General features: G+C 73.4%; 15 protein-coding genes. 9 read left to right on the plus strand and 6 right to left on the minus strand.

Going from position 1 to position 15592, the window contains the following annotated elements:
* Positions 1-648, plus strand: a 648-nt coding sequence (ilvC, locus tag ACWDYF_RS36155; RefSeq protein ID WP_451584330.1) for a ketol-acid reductoisomerase, incomplete at its 5' end; no start/stop codon positions are given.
* 94 nt (positions 649-742) lie between these two features.
* Here the strand turns inward: ilvC and ACWDYF_RS36160 are convergent.
* The 3 genes from ACWDYF_RS36160 to ACWDYF_RS36170 all read right to left on the minus strand — a co-directional run bounded on the left by ACWDYF_RS36160 (position 743) and on the right by ACWDYF_RS36170 (position 3304).
* Positions 743-1513 carry a creatininase family protein gene (locus ACWDYF_RS36160; protein ID WP_381741901.1) on the minus strand — a complete coding sequence of 257 codons (771 nt, stop codon included), beginning with the start codon at positions 1511-1513 and terminating at the stop codon, positions 743-745.
* Positions 1514-1616: 103 nt separating this feature from the next.
* A complete protein-coding gene (locus tag ACWDYF_RS36165) occupies positions 1617-2678 on the minus strand; it encodes an alpha/beta fold hydrolase (RefSeq protein WP_389474371.1) in 1062 nt (353 codons plus the stop codon).
* Between the two features lie 155 nt (positions 2679-2833).
* Positions 2834-3304 (minus strand): SsgA family sporulation/cell division regulator, encoded by a 471-nt coding sequence (locus tag ACWDYF_RS36170; RefSeq protein WP_389474373.1) that lies wholly within the window; start codon positions 3302-3304, stop codon positions 2834-2836.
* A 401-nt stretch (positions 3305-3705) separates the two neighbouring features.
* Here ACWDYF_RS36170 and ACWDYF_RS36175 point away from each other — a divergent pair, with 401 nt between their 5' ends.
* Entirely contained in the window at positions 3706-4509 is an 804-nt protein-coding gene (locus tag ACWDYF_RS36175; protein ID WP_381741897.1) for an alpha/beta hydrolase, read from the plus strand.
* 50 nt (positions 4510-4559) lie between these two features.
* Here the strand turns inward: ACWDYF_RS36175 and ACWDYF_RS36180 are convergent, their stop codons facing one another.
* On the minus strand, positions 4560-7304 hold the full coding sequence (locus ACWDYF_RS36180) for a helix-turn-helix transcriptional regulator (RefSeq protein WP_381742349.1): 2745 nt from the start codon (positions 7302-7304) through the stop codon (positions 4560-4562).
* A 500-nt stretch (positions 7305-7804) separates the two neighbouring features.
* Between ACWDYF_RS36180 and ACWDYF_RS36185 the strand changes: the two genes are divergently transcribed.
* The 4 genes from ACWDYF_RS36185 to ACWDYF_RS36200 all read left to right on the plus strand — a co-directional run bounded on the left by ACWDYF_RS36185 (position 7805) and on the right by ACWDYF_RS36200 (position 10588).
* Positions 7805-8104, plus strand: coding sequence for a WhiB family transcriptional regulator (locus ACWDYF_RS36185; protein ID WP_389474375.1), 300 nt, complete (start codon positions 7805-7807; stop codon positions 8102-8104).
* Positions 8105-8305: 201 nt separating this feature from the next.
* Positions 8306-8776, plus strand: coding sequence for a cupin domain-containing protein (locus ACWDYF_RS36190; protein ID WP_389474377.1), 471 nt, complete (start codon positions 8306-8308; stop codon positions 8774-8776).
* Between the two features lie 156 nt (positions 8777-8932).
* Entirely contained in the window at positions 8933-10009 is a 1077-nt protein-coding gene (locus tag ACWDYF_RS36195) for an LLM class flavin-dependent oxidoreductase (protein ID WP_389474379.1), read from the plus strand.
* A 9-nt stretch (positions 10010-10018) separates the two neighbouring features.
* Positions 10019-10588 carry a TetR/AcrR family transcriptional regulator gene (locus ACWDYF_RS36200; protein ID WP_389474381.1) on the plus strand — a complete coding sequence of 190 codons (570 nt, stop codon included), beginning with the start codon at positions 10019-10021 and terminating at the stop codon, positions 10586-10588.
* Positions 10589-10694: 106 nt separating this feature from the next.
* On the opposite strand, the gene ACWDYF_RS36205 is transcribed toward ACWDYF_RS36200, so the two are convergent.
* Together ACWDYF_RS36205 and ACWDYF_RS36210 are read right to left on the minus strand one after the other, a co-directional pair.
* Positions 10695-11288 carry a TetR/AcrR family transcriptional regulator gene (locus tag ACWDYF_RS36205; RefSeq protein WP_381741891.1) on the minus strand — a complete coding sequence of 198 codons (594 nt, stop codon included), beginning with the start codon at positions 11286-11288 and terminating at the stop codon, positions 10695-10697.
* Positions 11289-11353: 65 nt separating this feature from the next.
* Positions 11354-12403, minus strand: coding sequence for a class I SAM-dependent methyltransferase (locus ACWDYF_RS36210; RefSeq protein ID WP_389474383.1), 1050 nt, complete (start codon positions 12401-12403; stop codon positions 11354-11356).
* A 199-nt stretch (positions 12404-12602) separates the two neighbouring features.
* Here ACWDYF_RS36210 and ACWDYF_RS36215 point away from each other — a divergent pair, with 199 nt between their 5' ends.
* The 3 genes from ACWDYF_RS36215 to ACWDYF_RS36225 all read left to right on the plus strand — a co-directional run bounded on the left by ACWDYF_RS36215 (position 12603) and on the right by ACWDYF_RS36225 (position 15551).
* Positions 12603-12788: a hypothetical protein gene (locus ACWDYF_RS36215; protein ID WP_018569327.1), complete on the plus strand. Its 186-nt coding sequence runs from the start codon at positions 12603-12605 to the stop codon at positions 12786-12788.
* A gap of 456 nt (positions 12789-13244) precedes the next feature.
* Positions 13245-14291: an alpha/beta fold hydrolase gene (locus ACWDYF_RS36220; RefSeq protein WP_389474385.1), complete on the plus strand. Its 1047-nt coding sequence runs from the start codon at positions 13245-13247 to the stop codon at positions 14289-14291.
* Between the two features lie 363 nt (positions 14292-14654).
* Positions 14655-15551, plus strand: a complete 897-nt coding sequence (locus ACWDYF_RS36225; RefSeq protein WP_381741886.1) for a Bax inhibitor-1/YccA family protein — start codon at positions 14655-14657, stop codon at positions 15549-15551.
* The last annotated feature ends 41 nt before the right edge of the window (positions 15552-15592 follow it).

Below are 15592 nucleotides of genomic sequence, written 5' to 3' on the forward strand. Positions count from 1 at the left end.
AAGCCCCCGGCCGGTGTCGACGTCTGCATGGTCGCCCCCAAGGGCCCCGGCCACCTGGTGCGCCGCCAGTACGAGGAGGGCCGCGGCGTCCCGTGTCTGGTCGCGGTGGAACAGGACGCCTCGGGCGGCGCGCTGGACCTGGCGCTGTCGTACGCGCGAGGGATCGGCGGGACCCGGGCGGGTGTCATCAGGACGACGTTCACCGAGGAGACCGAGACCGACCTCTTCGGTGAGCAGGCCGTGCTCGCGGGCGGGACGACCGCGCTGGTGAAGGCCGGTTTCGAGACGCTGGTCGAGGCGGGCTACCAGCCGGAGATCGCCTACTTCGAGTGCCTGCACGAGCTGAAGCTGATCGTCGACCTCATGTACGAGGGCGGCCTGGAGAAGATGCGCTGGTCGATCTCCGAGACCGCCGAGTGGGGCGACTACGTCACCGGCCCGCGCATCATCACCGACGCCACCAAGGCCGAGATGAAGAAGGTCCTCGCCGAGATCCAGGACGGCACCTTCGCCAGGAACTGGATGGACGAGTACCACGGCGGCCTCAAGCGGTACGACGAGTACAAGAAGCAGGACTCCGAGCACCTGCTGGAGACCACCGGCAAGGAGCTGCGCAAGCTCATGAGCTGGGTGGACCAGGGCGCCTGACGCGGGCGCACCACCCGACGCCCGCCGCACCGGTCATGGCGCGGCGGGCGTCGGGCCCGGGTCCCGGGTCAGGTCCGTGCGGTCCGTGCGGTGGTCACCGCTCCGGCCCCGCGGCCCACGGGTCGCCCGCGATGGCGTCGGCCAGGGCCGCCGCGCACCCGGCCAGCATGCGCTCGCCCTTCTCCGCGCTCGCCGTCCGGGCGTCGCCCGCCGCCCCGGACTCGGTGATCCCGTCGAAGGACACGAACCGGTAGACCGGTTCGGTGGACTCCGCGGGCAGTGTGATCGCCGGTCCCCGGGCGGCGTCCAGGTGCTCGGTGCGCACCAGTTCGGGGTGGGCGGCCATCATCATGGACGTCTCCCCCTCGCAGGCGTGCATCAGAGCGTCCTGGGTCTCCAGGGTGTCGCGGATCACCTCCCGTCCGGCACCGAAGTAGTTGGCGAACGCGATCGGTGTCCCCAGTTCCACGGTGAGCTCGTTGGTGAGGGTGTTGAGGGCACTCATGTTGCCGCCGTGGCCGTTGACGATCAGGATGCGGGAGAACCCGGCGCGGAGCACGGACCGGCACAGGTCCCGCAGCAGCGCGTGGTAGGTGGGCAGGCTGAGGGTGAAGGTGCCGCCGAAGGCGACATGGTGCTCCGCCAGGCCCGCCCAGAGGGACGGGGCCACCACGACCCGGGTGTGCGCGGCCGCCAGGTGTGCGGTCCGGCGGCACACCTCGGCCGCCAGCAGGTCGTCCACGCCGGTGGGCAGATGGGGGCCGTGCTGCTCGGTCGACCCCACCGGCAGCAGCACCACCGCGTTCTCGGCCGCCAGTTCGCGCAACTGTGCGGCGGTCATGCGGTTCCAGTGGATCTCGCTCATGTCGGCAGGGCTCCTTCACAGGGGGCGGTCGGACGCAGGGGGGTGGTCGGGCCGGGACCTGGGGGGATGTCTCCGGCCGGCCCGGCGGCCCGCCGTACCCGGGTCAGAGGTGGTCGGCCTCGACGACGGCCTGCGCGAAGGCGGTCGGGGCCTCCTGGGGCAGGTCGTGGCCGATGCCCTTGAGCGTGTGGTGCGCGTACTTGCCGGTGAAGAACTTGCGGTACATCGAGCCGTCGCCCGGCGCCGCGGTGAACGGGTCGCGTTCGGCGTCGAGGGTGACCGTGGGCACCGAGATGTAGGGCTGCGCGGCGAGCTGCTTCTCCAGCCGGTCGTAGCGGCGTTCGCCGTCGGCGAGGCCGAGCCGCCAGCGGTAGTTGTGGATCACGATGGCGGCGTAGTCCGGGTTCTCGAAGGCCTGGGCCGTACGCGCGAAGGTGGCGTCGTCGAAGCCCCAGGTCGGGGAGACGGTGTCCCAGACCAGGCGGCACAGTTCGCGCCGGTTGTCCTTGTCCACCATCGCCATGCGGCCCCGCTCGGTGGCGAAGTAGTACTGGTACCACCACGCGTACTCGGCCTGGGGCGCCAGCGGCTTCTTCTGCGCCGCGACATCCGTGATCAGGTACCCGCTCACCGAGACCAGGGCCTTCACCCGGTGCGGCCACAGGGCCGCGATGATGTCGGCGGTGCGCGAGCCCCAGTCGAAGCCGGCGAGCACGGCCTTCTCGATCTTCAGGGCGTCCATCAGAGCGATGATGTCGAGCGCGATGGCCGACTGCTGGGCGTTGCGGAAGGTGTGCGAGGACAGGAAACGTGTCGTGCCGTGGCCGCGCAGATAGGGCACGATCACGCGGTAGCCCTGCGCCGCGAGCAGCGGGGCGACGTCGACGTAGCTGTGGATGTCGTACGGCCAGCCGTGCAGGCAGATGACGACGGGGCCGTGCTGGGGCCCGGCCTCCGCGTAGCCGACGTCCAGCACCCCGGCCCTGACCTGCTTCAGCCGGGCGAAGGAGGTGTGGGTGCCGGGGGTGATGTCCGGGACGGCCGGCGTCGGCGCGCCGCCCTTGCCCGGGGCGGCAGAAGCGGCCTGGACGCCCTGGAGGCCGACCAGCGAGGCCGCGGCCGTGCTCAGGCCGACGGCCTTGCTGAAGTTCCGCCTGTTGATCATGTGATTCCTCCGTCGTGCGTGCTCGGTGCCCGCCGCGCTCGACGCGCGCGGACCGGGCCCCGGGGCTTGTTCGTGGGATCACCGCGAGGGACGGCGCGATGACTGTCGCACAGCTCCCGTCACCAGTCAAACAGGTGACTCATTATCTCCCGTCGTCAGTCGGACGGCACCTCGGGACCGTCGAGCAGCCCCGCGAGGAAGCCGTCCAGGTCCAGCCGGCCCGTCTCCGTACCGGCCGGGACCAGCTCGTAGGTGTGGTCGAGCCACTCCGCCAGCGGCGGGACGGGAAGTTCGAAGAGGGCCCCGACGTCCTTCGACATGAGCTGCAACCAGGCCGTCGCCCGCGCCTCCAGGTGTGAGGGCCACACCTGGATGTCGCCGACGCCGCTCATCGAGTGGAGCCCCTGGTGGAGCAGGTCCCGGCCGATGCGCCAGGTGGCCTGGGGGCCGTCCTCGATGAGGAAGGTGACGGTGACGACCAGGGGCGAGTCCGGGTCGTAGCGGAACTCGGCCCGGATCTCCTGCCACTCCAGCATGTCCAGCATCCGGTGGATGTCCAGACGGAGCAGAGGCAGGCTCGGTGACGCGGTGCACTGGCTCCGCAGGTCGTGGTGATCGCCGCTCATGACGGGGGTGTCCTTCCGTGAAGCGGGGGGCTGGCGGCATTCACTCTCGCTCCGCGCACCGCCGCGGCACATCAGTCACTTGACGGTGAGAGACGGCCGCCCTTCCGCGGCCGGGCGGCGGCCGCGGTCCGCGCGCCCGCACCCGCTCCGGCGGCCGGACCCCCGCGACGGGCAGCTCCGCCGCCGCTCGCGCGGCGGCCGGGAGAGGGCCCCCGTACGGGCGGCCGGGAACATTAAGTCATTCGACTGTTCCGGCCGCGAGGGGCCTGAACGATGCTTGAACGGTCGCCCGTATGCCGGTGCCGGATGTCCGCTCCCTGTGCGGCACACCCAGGGTCTTCCGCCCACGGGGGCGGTGCCAGGTCCGTGCGCCCGGCCTGACCGAACGAGAGGCCCCAGCCGTGAACAGTACCCCCGTCGTCTTCATCCACGGAGCGTGGTTCCACGCGCTGTCCTGGGAGGCGTGGGCCGACCGTTTCACCGGCCGGGGCTTCACGGTCTGGGCACCGGGCTGGCCCGGCGAGCCCGACACGGTGGGCGAGGCGCGCCGCCGCCCCGAGGTGCTGCGGGGCCTCGGACTCGACGCGCTCACGGACCACTTCGGGCGCCTGGCGGCGTCCTTCGACGAACCGCCCGTGCTCATCGGGCACTCGGTGGGCGGGCTCGTCGTGCAGCACCTCCTCGGCCACGGCCTCGGCCGGGCCGCGGTGGCCGTCGCGCCGGTCCCGGTCGCGGACGTGCCGCCGCCGCGGCCCGGCCGGGTCCCCCGCTGGACGCCGACGGCGGACGGGGACCCGGCGGTGCCCCTGTCGCCCGAGGAGTTCCGGGACGTCTTCGCCAACACCGTCGGCGCCGAGGAGTCGGCCCGGCTCTACGACCGCTATGTCGTCCCGGCGCCCCGCAGGCTGCTCACCGATCTCGGCCACGACGGTCCGGCCCCGCACCCCCGTGCCGTCGCCGACGTCCGCAACACCGCCCGCGGGCCGCTGCTGCTGATCTCGGGGCAGGAGGACCGCGTGGTGCCCGACTCCCTGACCCGGGCCGCCTACAAGCTGTACGGCGACTCGGTGGCGGTCAGCGACCTGAAGCAGTTCGCCGACCGCGGCCACACCCTGACCGTGGACAACGGCTGGCGGGCGGTCGCCGACCACGTCCTGGACTGGCTCGCCGAGCAGGGGATCCACGGGGGCGGGCCGGGCCGGTGAGCGGACATCGCCCACCGGCCCGGCCCGGTCGCGGCGCCGACGCGCCGGGCTCAGTCCCGCGCCGCCTCCTGGCTCTTGCCGAGCGCGTCCCGCAGCGCGGCACGCGAGGTGATGCCCAGCTTGGGGAAGACGCGGTAGAGGTGGGAGCTGACGGTGCGCGGGGACAGGTGCATCCGCTCGCCGATCTCCTTGTTGGTCAGCCCGCTCGCGGCGAGATCGGCGATCCGGCGCTCCTGCCAGGTGAGTGCCGACAGGTGTGCGGAGGTCTCGCGCGCGGAGACACCCGAAGCGCGCAGCTCGGCGCGGGCCCGTTCCGTCCAGGTCTCGGCGCCGAGCCGTTCGAACGTCTCGGCGGCCGTGGTCAGCAGCGGGCGCGCGGCCTTGGGTCCCTGGGTGTGCCGCAGCCGGATCCCGTGGGCCAGCCGGATCCGGGCCGCCTCGAACGGGAAGTGGGCGGCGGCCGGATGTGTCTCGGCCCGCTCGTACATGTCGGCGATCTCGGCCTCCTCCGTGGCCGTCATCGCCAGCGCCCCGTAGGTGATCATGGCCAGCCGGGGCGAGACGGCGGGCAGTCCCGCGTCCCGCGCGGCCAGCGCGTGCCGCCTGGCCTGCTCGGAGCGGCCGGTGTGCACCGCCGCCTCCACCAGGTCGAGCAGGGTGCGCGCGGCCTGGTGCCCGTACGGGGTGAAGGTGCCGGGCGCGGTGACACCGATGGCGTGCAGATACGCGGCCTCGTAGTCACCCTCGCTCAGGGCCGCGGCCGTACCGGCGGCGTCGGCGAGCTGGGTCAGGAAGCCCACACCGCGCGGGCGTGCCCAGGCGTCGACCATGGCCTGGAGTTCGCGCGCCCGCTCGACCCGGCCCCGCTGGGCGGCGACCAGCGCCAGGTACGCCCGGGTCTGCTGGGCCAGCAGCGTGTAGCCGTGGGACGCCATCAGATCGAGGCCGCGCTGTCCGGTGCGGTCCGCCTCGTCCCACTCACCGACCGCCATCTGGTCGAGCATGATCAGGTGCAGCATGGTCATCCCGACGCCCAGGGCGCCGGTCTCCAGCTCGCGTTCGACGATGCGCTGGAGGTGCGGGCGGTACTGGCCGAGGATGTCCACGTGGTACGCGCAGACGGCCAGGCGCATCACGTCCCAGGGCTCCAGCTCGGAGAGGTCGGCGAAGGCCCGCTCCACGCGGTCGGCCAGACCCGCGCCGTGCAGGACGACGTCGCCCCAGGCGTCGCGGTAGATCAGTGAGCGCTCCGTCACCAGATCGCCCAGCGAGTCGAGCAGTTCGCGGGTCTGCCGCCACGACTCCGGCTCGCCCGCGTACTGCTCGATGCCGAGGAGCAGGTTCACCAGGCGCAGCAGGACGTCCGGGGTGCTCGCGGCGCCCTGGTCGCGCAGCTTCCCGATGGCCGCGGCGACCTGGCGCCGCGAGGACCGTACGTCCCCGTCCTCGTACCACGACATGTAGGCGGAGGTGGCCACCGCCGACGGGCTCTCGTTGCGGCCGGTGGGCAGCTCGGCGCCGACGAGCTGCTGCGCCTGGTCCAGCAGGCCCGCGTACCCGGCCGTGAAGGCGGCGTTGCTGAGCCGGCGGGAGCGGCCCTCGTGGCTCTCGCTCAGCTCGGCGGCGCGGGTCAGCCAGGCCACCGCGGTCACCGCGGAGCCGCGCCGGGTCGCCGAGTCCGCGGCCACCTCCAGGGCGGTGGCCACCTCCTCGTCGGGGTCGATCGCGGCCGCCGCGAGATGGGTGGCGCGGCGCTCCACGTCGTCGCGGTGGATGCGGGCGAGGTCCGCGTGGGCGGCCCGCCGCTGGTTGGGGGTGGCCAGCTGCACCACGGTGGAGCGCACGAGCGGGTGGCGGAAGACGAAGTCGCCGCCGACCGGGTCCGTCTCCAGCAGCCCGGCCGCCACCGCCTCGTCGGCGTCGCGCATGCGGTAGCGCAGCGCGGGGGTGTGCGTGGACGCCGCCGCGGTGCCGACTCCGTCGAGCGCGCCGCGCAGCAGCTCCTCGCGCACGGCGTCGCCCAGGGCCTCGACGCGGGTGCCGTAGACGTGCTGGAGTCGCCGGGGCAGCGGGACGCCCTGGAAGGCGAAGGCGCCCTCCCGGCCGCGGCCGGACCGGTTGCCGCCGAGGAAGGGGGGCAGTTCGAGCAGGGCCAGCGGATTGCCCCGGGCCTGGTCCAGGACCAGTCGGCGCGTCTGCTGGTCGAGGCCGGGATGGCACAGGTCCAGGAGTTCCTCGGAGGCCGCCTCGGTGAGCGCGGGGACCGCCACCTCGGGGAGCGCGGCCGTGTCGAAGCGGGACGGGATGTCGGAGCGCAGCGCAATCAGCAGCTTCACCGAGCTGCCGGTGAGCCGGCGGCCCGCGAATCCGCACACGTCGGCGCTGGAGGCGTCGAGCCACTGGCCGTCGTCCAGGATCAGCAGCAGCGGCTTCTCCGAGGTGGCCAGGGAGAGCAGGTCGAGCACGGCGATGCCGAGGGACATGACCGAGGGCGGCCTGCCCTCGGTCTGCCCGAACACCGCGTCGAACGCGGCGCGGTGGCCCTTGTCCAGGGCCTCGATGTGCGGGAGCAGCGGGTAGAGGATCTGGTGCAGCCCGGCGAACGGGAGGTCCGACTCGGCCTCCACCCCGGCGGCCCTGATCACCTCGTGTCCGGCGTCGGCCGCCAGCGTGGCGACATGGTCGAGCAGGGCGCTCTTGCCCACGCCCGACTCGCCCCTGAGGACGAGTGCCTGTCCCCCGGTGGCGGTGACGAGACCGGACAGCCGGGCCCGTTCCCCGTCCCGGCCGATCATGGTGACGAGCGACTTCACGGCGCCCCACTCCCTTCCCCACCGGGCCGGAACCCGGGCCCCGTACGCCGCTCGCGGCGCCCTGCGCGGCCCGCGGCGGAGAACCGATCGCCCTGTCGTGCTGCCGAGCGGTGGCCGTGTCGCATGTCCGCCTCCCCCTCCGTCCAACCCCGCACACGCCCAGCGGCGTCAGCGCCGAAGAAAGTGTGTCATTCCGAATGGCCGATAAGTCGCCTCGTCGGCCAGATTAAGCGGACCATAGAGTCCGGTCAATCGAGCGACAGGGCCGCCGGTCCTCGCCGGGAGCCTGCTCACGAACGCCCTGAACCCTCCGGCGACCGGCGACTTCCGGCCAACCATTCACATGTCCGGTGACACCATATCTGGGTTAGAGTCACACGTATCTACGCCGTCGGGTCATGTGCGGAGATGCGCACATGTGAGGGATCCGGGGGGCAGGGGGTGAGGCAGCAGTGGAGTGGGCCATGAGGGGCGCCTGTCGCATGAACGCCGAGCAGATGTTCGCCGAGGGCGCCGCGCAGAACGGGGCGAAGAGCGTGTGCTACCGCTGCCCCGTACGGATGGAGTGCCTGTCCTACGCGCTGGACCAGCGGATGGAGTACGGCGTGTGGGGCGGCATGACCGAACGCGAGCGCAGAGCGCTGCTGCGCCGCCACCCGGGAGTGTCCTCGTGGCGGCAGGTCCTGGAGAAGGCGTACGCGGGACACGAGGCCGCGGAACGCGAGGCCGCCGCGCGTGACATCGCGGCACGGCTGGAGCACCGGGGGCCGGAGGCCGCCTGAGCGGCCGCCGGCCGCCGCGTGGCCGGATCGCGCTCTTGCGCCGTCCGGGCGGGAAACGGTTGATTCTCCTGTAGAGAACGCACGTTCTTTCTCCCGACGGCCGCTCTCGTGCCGCACGTCGTGCCCGCCCCGCGCCGCACTTCGCGTCATGCGCCGGGCCGCGCGTTCTCACCCCCCATTCGCCGATCCGAGGGACGAGAAATGTTCGATCGCCGCACTCTCCTCCGCGCCGGTGGCACCGCCGCCGCCGGCGCGCTCGGTGCCGCCGCGCTCACCTCCGCCCAGCAGGCCGCCGCCGCCCCGCTCCCTGCCCACGGCCACCCGGGCGGCCCCGTCGATCCCACCGACCCGACCGCGGGTGTCACCCGCACCCTGCTCCAGCAGCACCCGTCGCCCGCCGAGGGCTGGGCGGCCGTGCAGACCCTGGTGCAGATCCCCCGGCACAAGCAGTCGGGGCGGCACAGCCACCCCGGTGTGGAGGTCGGCTACATCATCCGGGGCGACGTGCTGATGGAGTTCGACGACGCCCCCGCCCTCCGGCTGCGCACCGGCGCCCCCTTCTTCATCCCCTCGGGCGCCATCCACAACGCCCTCAACGTGGGCACCGTGACGACGATGATGCTGTCGACCTACGTCGTCGACGAGACGAAGCCGCTCGTGACCACCTACTGATCCGGCCCGCCACGCCTCACGCACACCTGCGCAGCTGTACACCTGTACACCTGCACACCCGTTCATGTTTGACCCTCCGTGAAACACATGCCTAGGATCGCTGACCGGACCCTATGGTCCGGTTAGCTCGCCCGTCGGCACCGAGAGAGTTCAGACATGCAACGCGATGTGTCCCACCCGTCCGACCGGCCCGCCGACGGACAGGGGACCGCCCCGGCCCCGCTCTCGGTGCTGGACCTCACCGTGGTGCGCGAGGGCCGGGCTCCCGCGCAGGCGCTGCGGGACACGGTCGCCCTGGCCAGGTCGGCGGAGCGGCACGGCTTCCGGCGCTTCTGGGTGGCGGAGCACCACAGCTTCCCCGCCTCGGGCAGCCCGGCGCCCGCGGTGCTGCTCGCCCATCTCGCCGGGGCCACCGGCACCATCCGGCTCGGCTCGGGCGGGGTCATGCTGACCAACCACGCGCCCCTGGTGGTGGCCGAGCAGTTCGGTGTCCTGGAGGCGCTGCACCCGGGGCGCTTCGACCTCGGGCTCGGCCGGAACCCGGGCGGTCTGCCCACCGTCGCCCGCGCGCTGCGCCGGGCCCCGGAGGACCCGGGCACCGACACCTTCCCGTCCCTGGTGGAAGAGGTGCTGGGCTTCCTGGGCTCCGGTTTCCCCGCCGGCCACCCCTACAGCCGCGACCGGGTGCACGTGGTGCCCGCGGCGCCGGGCCTGCCCGTGTGGATCCTGGGGTCCGGCACCACCGGCGCCCAGGTCGCCGCCCGGCTCGGGCTGCCGTTCGCGGCGGCGTACCACATCGCTCCGGCCCAGGCGCTGCGCGCCGTCGACCTGTACCGCTCCGGGTTCCGCCCCTCGGCGGCGCTGCCCGAACCCCGCGTGATGGTCTCCGTGAACGTCACCTGCGCCCCCGGCGCGGCGGAGGCCGCGCGCCTGGCCACGTCCGGTGCCGTGATGATGATGCGGGCCCGGCAGGGCGTCCAGAGCGCCGTGCCCGGCGCGGACACGGCGGCCGGTCTCGCGCGCACGCCCGAGGAGCGGGACTTCGTCGACGGCTGGCTCGGCACGGTCGTGCACGGCACACCCGGCACGGTCCGCGCGGGACTGGCCGCGCTGCACGCGCGTACCGGGGCCGACGAGCTGATGCTCACCTCGCTGATCCCGGACCTCGCCGAGCGCGAACGCTCGTACGCGCTGGTCGCGGCCGAGTTCGGGCTGTCCGGGCCCGCTCGCTAGTCTGTGCGCATGACATCGGGCGCCGCCGAAAGGCTCCACCCCCGGGAGCGGTTGCTGACCACCGCGGAGCGCCTGTTCTACGAGCGGGGCATCCACACCGTGGGCGTCGAGCAGCTGGTCGCGGAGGCGGAGGTCACCAGGGCGACCTTCTACCGGCACTTCGCCGGGAAGGAAGGGCTGGTCCTCGCCTACCTCCGGGAGCGTGACGCCCGGGTGAAGCGCGCCGTGGCGGCCGTCCGCTCCGCGCACCGCGGCCGTGACGCCGTGCTGGGCATCATGGACGTGGTCGGCAAGACCGTCACCCGGCCCGGCTTCCGCGGCTGCGGCTTCATCAACGCGGCGGCCGAGTACCCGGACCCGGACCATCCCGTACGCAGCTGTGTCGCAGAGCACCGTGAGTGGTTCCGCGGTGTGCTGCGCGAGGCCGCCCGCGAGGCCGGGCACCGCGAGCCCGACCGGCTGGCACGGGCCCTGGTCCTGCTGCGGGACGGCGCCATGGTGAGCGGCCATCTCGACGGACCGCGGGACGCGGTGGCGGCGTTGCGGCAGGCGGTGCTGGAACTGCTGGACGCCGGGTGACGACCGGCGCCGGACCCGTGCGGTGGTGGCCGCCGCCCGGTCGCCCGGCCGCGCGCGGGGCGCCCGATCATGGTCGGCAAGGGGGGTCCGTACGGCCCCCGGCGGTTCAGCCGCGGACCGAGGCGGGCGTCCGCAGCGGTTCCAGCGCGGCGGCGAGGGCGGATTCGAGGTACGCGGTGCGGCCGGTGGTCTGGAGCATGAGGACGCCGCCCTGCACGGCGGTGAGGACGACCCGCGCCCGCTCGGCCGCCGTGCCGTCGCCGGGCCGCATCGCCTCGGCACCGCGGACCAGCGCGGACTCCCACGCGTCGAACAGACCGGTCACCACCGTGCGCGCCTCGGGCGAGGACTTGCCCAGCTCGGACGTGAGGCTGCCCAGCGGGCAGCGCCGCCCCAGCTCCGTGTAGTGGTCGATCACCGCTCGGCTCCACTGCTGCCAGGACTCCCAGCTCGACAGGTCGTCCAGATACGGCTGCTGTGCCTGGAGCACCTGGTCCGCCTCGTGCTGCGCCACGGCCACGAGCATGTCGGCCCGGCCGTCCGGGAAGTAGTGGAACAGCTGGCTCTTGCTGGTGGACGTCGCCGCGCGCACATCGTCGAGGGTCGTCTCCGCGGCGCCCTTCTCCCTGATGAGCAGCGCGGCGGCGACCACGATCCGCAGCCGCGTCGCCGCGCCCTTGGCCGTCATTCCCTTGTTCATACGCTCCATCATCGCACATGAATGGACTTATGGGTCCACTCATGTGTGGGGCCGGACCGTGCCCCTCACACCGCCGGGCGCCTGGCCGCCACCAGGACCGGGCCGCCGGGGACGGTGGGGAAGGTGTGCGTCTCCCCCAGTCCGGCGGCTTCGAGCGCAGCCGCCATCGCGGCGGTGTCGTAGGAGTTGCCGCCGTTGCGCACCGCGGCCCAGCGGCCGACGGACCGGCGCAGCGGGTCGTCCGAGGCCGGGTTCGTGCCCGCCACCAGCCAGCCGCCCGGGACCAGGGCGGCGGCCAGCCGGGGCAGGGCCGGGCCCAGGGCCGGTTCGGACACGAACGGCGCGGGCAGCCAGACCAGTTCGTACGCGTCCCGCTCCGCCAGCCCGGCGACGTCCTGCTGTCGCAGCGTGATCCGGTCCGCCACCGCCGCGGGCGCCGTGGCCAGTTCCGCGCGCGCCAGGCGCAGCGCCCGGCCCAGGACGTCGATGCCGTCCACCCGGGCCTGCGGGAAGCGCTCGGCCAGCACGGCGGCGAGCGCGGCGACGCCGGTGCCGACGTCGAGCACCCGGGCGCCCGGCGCGGCCAGCCGCCCGCCCAGTCCCGCGAGGCGCGGCACCACCTTGTCCGCCAGCGCCCGCCCGGTGGCGGCCGAGGCCCGGCCCTGGTTCAGCAGCACCTCGTCGGGCTGCGCCGACCAGCCGCCGAGCGCCGTTCCGGCCGGTCCACTCGCCCCTGCCGACCCCGCCGACCCGGCCGACCCCGCCGACCCGCTTGATTCGGCTGCGGCCGACACCGCCTGCCGCAGCCCGCTCAGCCGCGCCTCCACCGCACTGCGCGCCGTGGACGCGTCGGCCGGTGTCAGCGAGGGATGCACGGTGAACCCGGTGCCGTCCCGGCGGACCAGTCCCGCGCTCTCCAGTACGGCGGTGCGCTGCGGATCGGCGGCGAGCACGTCCATGAGCGGGGTGTCCAGCGCGTCCCGCAGGGTGCCGGTGAAGGCGGCCAGCGCCCAGGCGGCGGCCTCCAGGGCGGCGACCGGGTCACCGCCGAGGTGCGCGGACGGCTCCGGAGCGGACTCGGGGGACGCGGACACCTGCTCGGGAACTGCGGACACGGGAAACCTCCGTACGACTGGGCGACACATGGGTGGCACATCATGTGTTTCTCCTTCACAGTACGGCGCCCGGCCGGAGAAACCCGCCGCACACCCCGAGACATGCGTCACCTGCTTGACAGGTGACGCCGACCGATGCCAGACTTCGGACATCCGGACACGACGGAACCATCCGCCGCGGACCCAGCGGAGGTCGACGATGAACATCAAGATCACGGTGGACGGCGCAGCAGCGGCCCGCCAGGCGCGGTTCGGCAAGCTGCCCGAGCGCATCTCCTACGCCGACATGGTCGAGGAGACGCAGGCCGGCCCGAGGAGTTCGGCGGACGACGCCTACGACCCCGAGGTGCGTTTCAACTGCCTGGCCGCCGACCTCGGCCTGTAGTCCGGCAGACCGGACGGCCGACGGAGCTCCCGGCGGCGCGCCGGGGTCTACCGCCGCGCACATTTCTTCCGCGCGACGTGAACCCCGGCCGCCCTCCGGCCCGTTGAGCCAGATAGAGACCCCCCGCCGCCACGGTGATCAATTGGCTGGCCTGGCGGCGGGGTACGGGGTGGTCGCCTTCGCTCACTTCCCCCGAAGCGATGGCGGCCATCTCCGAGGATCCTGCGCGCTCCGCCGTACACACAGTGTCGGAGCGCGGCAGGCGCGGCCGGTGCCTGGGACTCCACACCGAGCCGCCGCGGTCGGCGGCCAACTGCCGGGCACGCCGACCGCACCCGGGTGCGGCACACGGCTCTGCGCGCACCCGGCCACCGCTGCCCCGCTCCTTGCTTGCCATGCCTTCTGGAGCGGGGCAGCGCTCTGTTTCCCGGAAGACGGACGCCAGGAGGACTCTCGATGATCAGCAGGCGCAGACTCACCCGGATTCTGGCCACGGCCGCGTCCGGTGCGGGCATCGTCCCGGCGGCCGGGCGCGCCGCCGCCCTCCCCGCCGAACAGGCCGCCGCGCCCTCCGCTCCCGCCGCGACGGGCCGATCCGCGGGACTCGGACCCGTACGGCACGTACGCACCGACGTGCTGAGCATCGCGTACCACGTGGCCGGTCCGGTCCACGGCACCCCGGTGGTCCTGCTGCACGGCTGGCCGTTCAGCCCCGTCGGCTCCTACGCCGAGGTCGTCCCCGCGCTGGTCCGCCAGGGCTACCGCTGCTACGTGCCGTATCTGCGCGGCCACGGCGAGACCCGCTTCCTGCACCGGGACACGTTCCGCTCCGGGCAGCAGGGCGCGCTCGGCGCGGATCTGAAGGACTTCCTGGACGCGCTGGGGATCCGGCGGGCCGTCTTCGCCGGTTACGACTGGGGCGGGCGCGCCGCCGACGTCGCCGCGGTGCTGTGGCCGGAGCGCTGCGCGGGCCTGGTCTCCGTGAACAACTACCTCGTCCAGGACATCGCCGCCGCCCAGAACCCGCTGGCCCCGTCCGTCGAGTCGGGCTACTGGTACTTCTTCTACTTCCTCACCGAGCGCGGTCGCGCGGGCCTGGAGCAGAACCGCAAGGAACTCGCCCGCGTCGTCTGGCACCGCAACTCCCCCGAGTGGCGGTTCACCGAGGCCGAACTCGACCAGGCGGCCGCCCTGTGGAGCAATCCCGACTACGTCGAGACGGTGATCCACAGCTACCGCCACCGGCTCGGCGCCGCCCCGGGCGACCCCCGGTACGCGGACATCGAGCGCAGGCTGGCGGGACAGCCGCCGGTCACCGTGCCCACCGTCACCCTCGACGGCGCGGCCGACGGCGTCATCCCGTGGACCGACGGCACCTCCTCCGCCGCCCACTTCACCGGCCCCCGTGTGCACCATGTGGTCCAGGGCGCCGGCCACAACCTCCCCCAGGAGCGGCCCGGGGCGTTCGTCTCCGCGGTCCTCGAAGTCTCCGCCCTCTCATGAGCGCTCCGGCGCCGAAGGAGAAGGGCGCACCGCCGGGACCGGGCCTGCTCGACCAGGCACGCTCCTCCTACGAGACACATGTACGGACCTGCACCCGGTGCGCGGCCGATGGCCGGCCGTGCCGCGCCGCGGAGCTGCTCCGGCGGACCTACGACAACTTCCGCCGGACGGCGCGCCGTTCCCGGGGCACCGGGTCGGGCACCCCTTCCGGCACAGCGTCCGGAACACCTCCAGAAAGTCACCAGTCAGACCGGTGATATCTCTTGCTTTCCCTTGCGTCACCTGTCAGAGTGGTGACGCAAGGGAAAACGTCGTACAGGCACGTATGCGGCGGCGCATCCGGCACACGAGGAGGACACCGACATGAGGACCAGCAACCCGATCTTCTCCCGCAGGGGCTTCGGGCGCGCGGGCGGCCAGGACCCCGCCGCGCGGCAGGCGCAACCGCAGCCGGTGGCCGCCGCGGCCGGCGCCGTGGCCGGCACACCTCCCGCCGCGGATCCGACGGTCAACCCGTACGCCGCCGCCTACGGAGACACCGGCGCCTCCCCCGTCAAGGACACCGCCGCCGCGTCCACCGCGATGACGCTGGACGACGTCGTGGTCCGCACCGCCGGGACACTGGGCACGGTGGCGCTGGCGGCCGTGCTCTCCTGGGTGCTGCTGCCCGTCGACGAGGCGAACATCGGCCGCTCCTACGGCATCGCGGTGGGCGCCGCGCTCGTCGCCTTCGTGCTGTCGCTCGTGCAGACCTTCAAGCGCAGGCCCACCCCGGCGCTGATCCTCGGCTACGCGGCCTTCGAGGGTGTCTTCCTCGGTGTCATCTCCAGCGCCACATCGACCTACCTCTCCCCGGGTGTCGTCGTCCAGGCGGTGCTGGGCACCTTCGCGGTCTCGGCCGGTGTGCTGATCGCCTACCGGATGCGCTGGATCCGCGTCACCCGCCGCTTCCACGGCTTCGTCCTGGCCGCGGCCACCGGCTTCCTCCTGCTGATGGCGGCCGACCTGCTGTTCTCCGCCTTCGGCGCGGGACACGGCCTCGGCTTCGACAGCGGCGCGCTCGGTGTGGTCTTCGGCATCGCCGGCATCCTGCTGGGCGCCGCCTTCCTGGCCCTGGACTTCAAGCAGATCGAGGACGCGGTCGCCTACGGCGCCCCGCGCGAGGAGTCGTGGCTGGCGGCCTTCGGGCTCACCCTGACCCTGGTGTGGATCTACCTGGAGGCGCTGCGTGTGCTGTCCCTCCTCCAGGGCGACGACTGACGCACCACCGCGGGCCCGCCTCCGGCCCGCCCCCCGGTGAA

Source organism: Streptomyces sp. NPDC003284 (genome assembly GCF_053589675.1).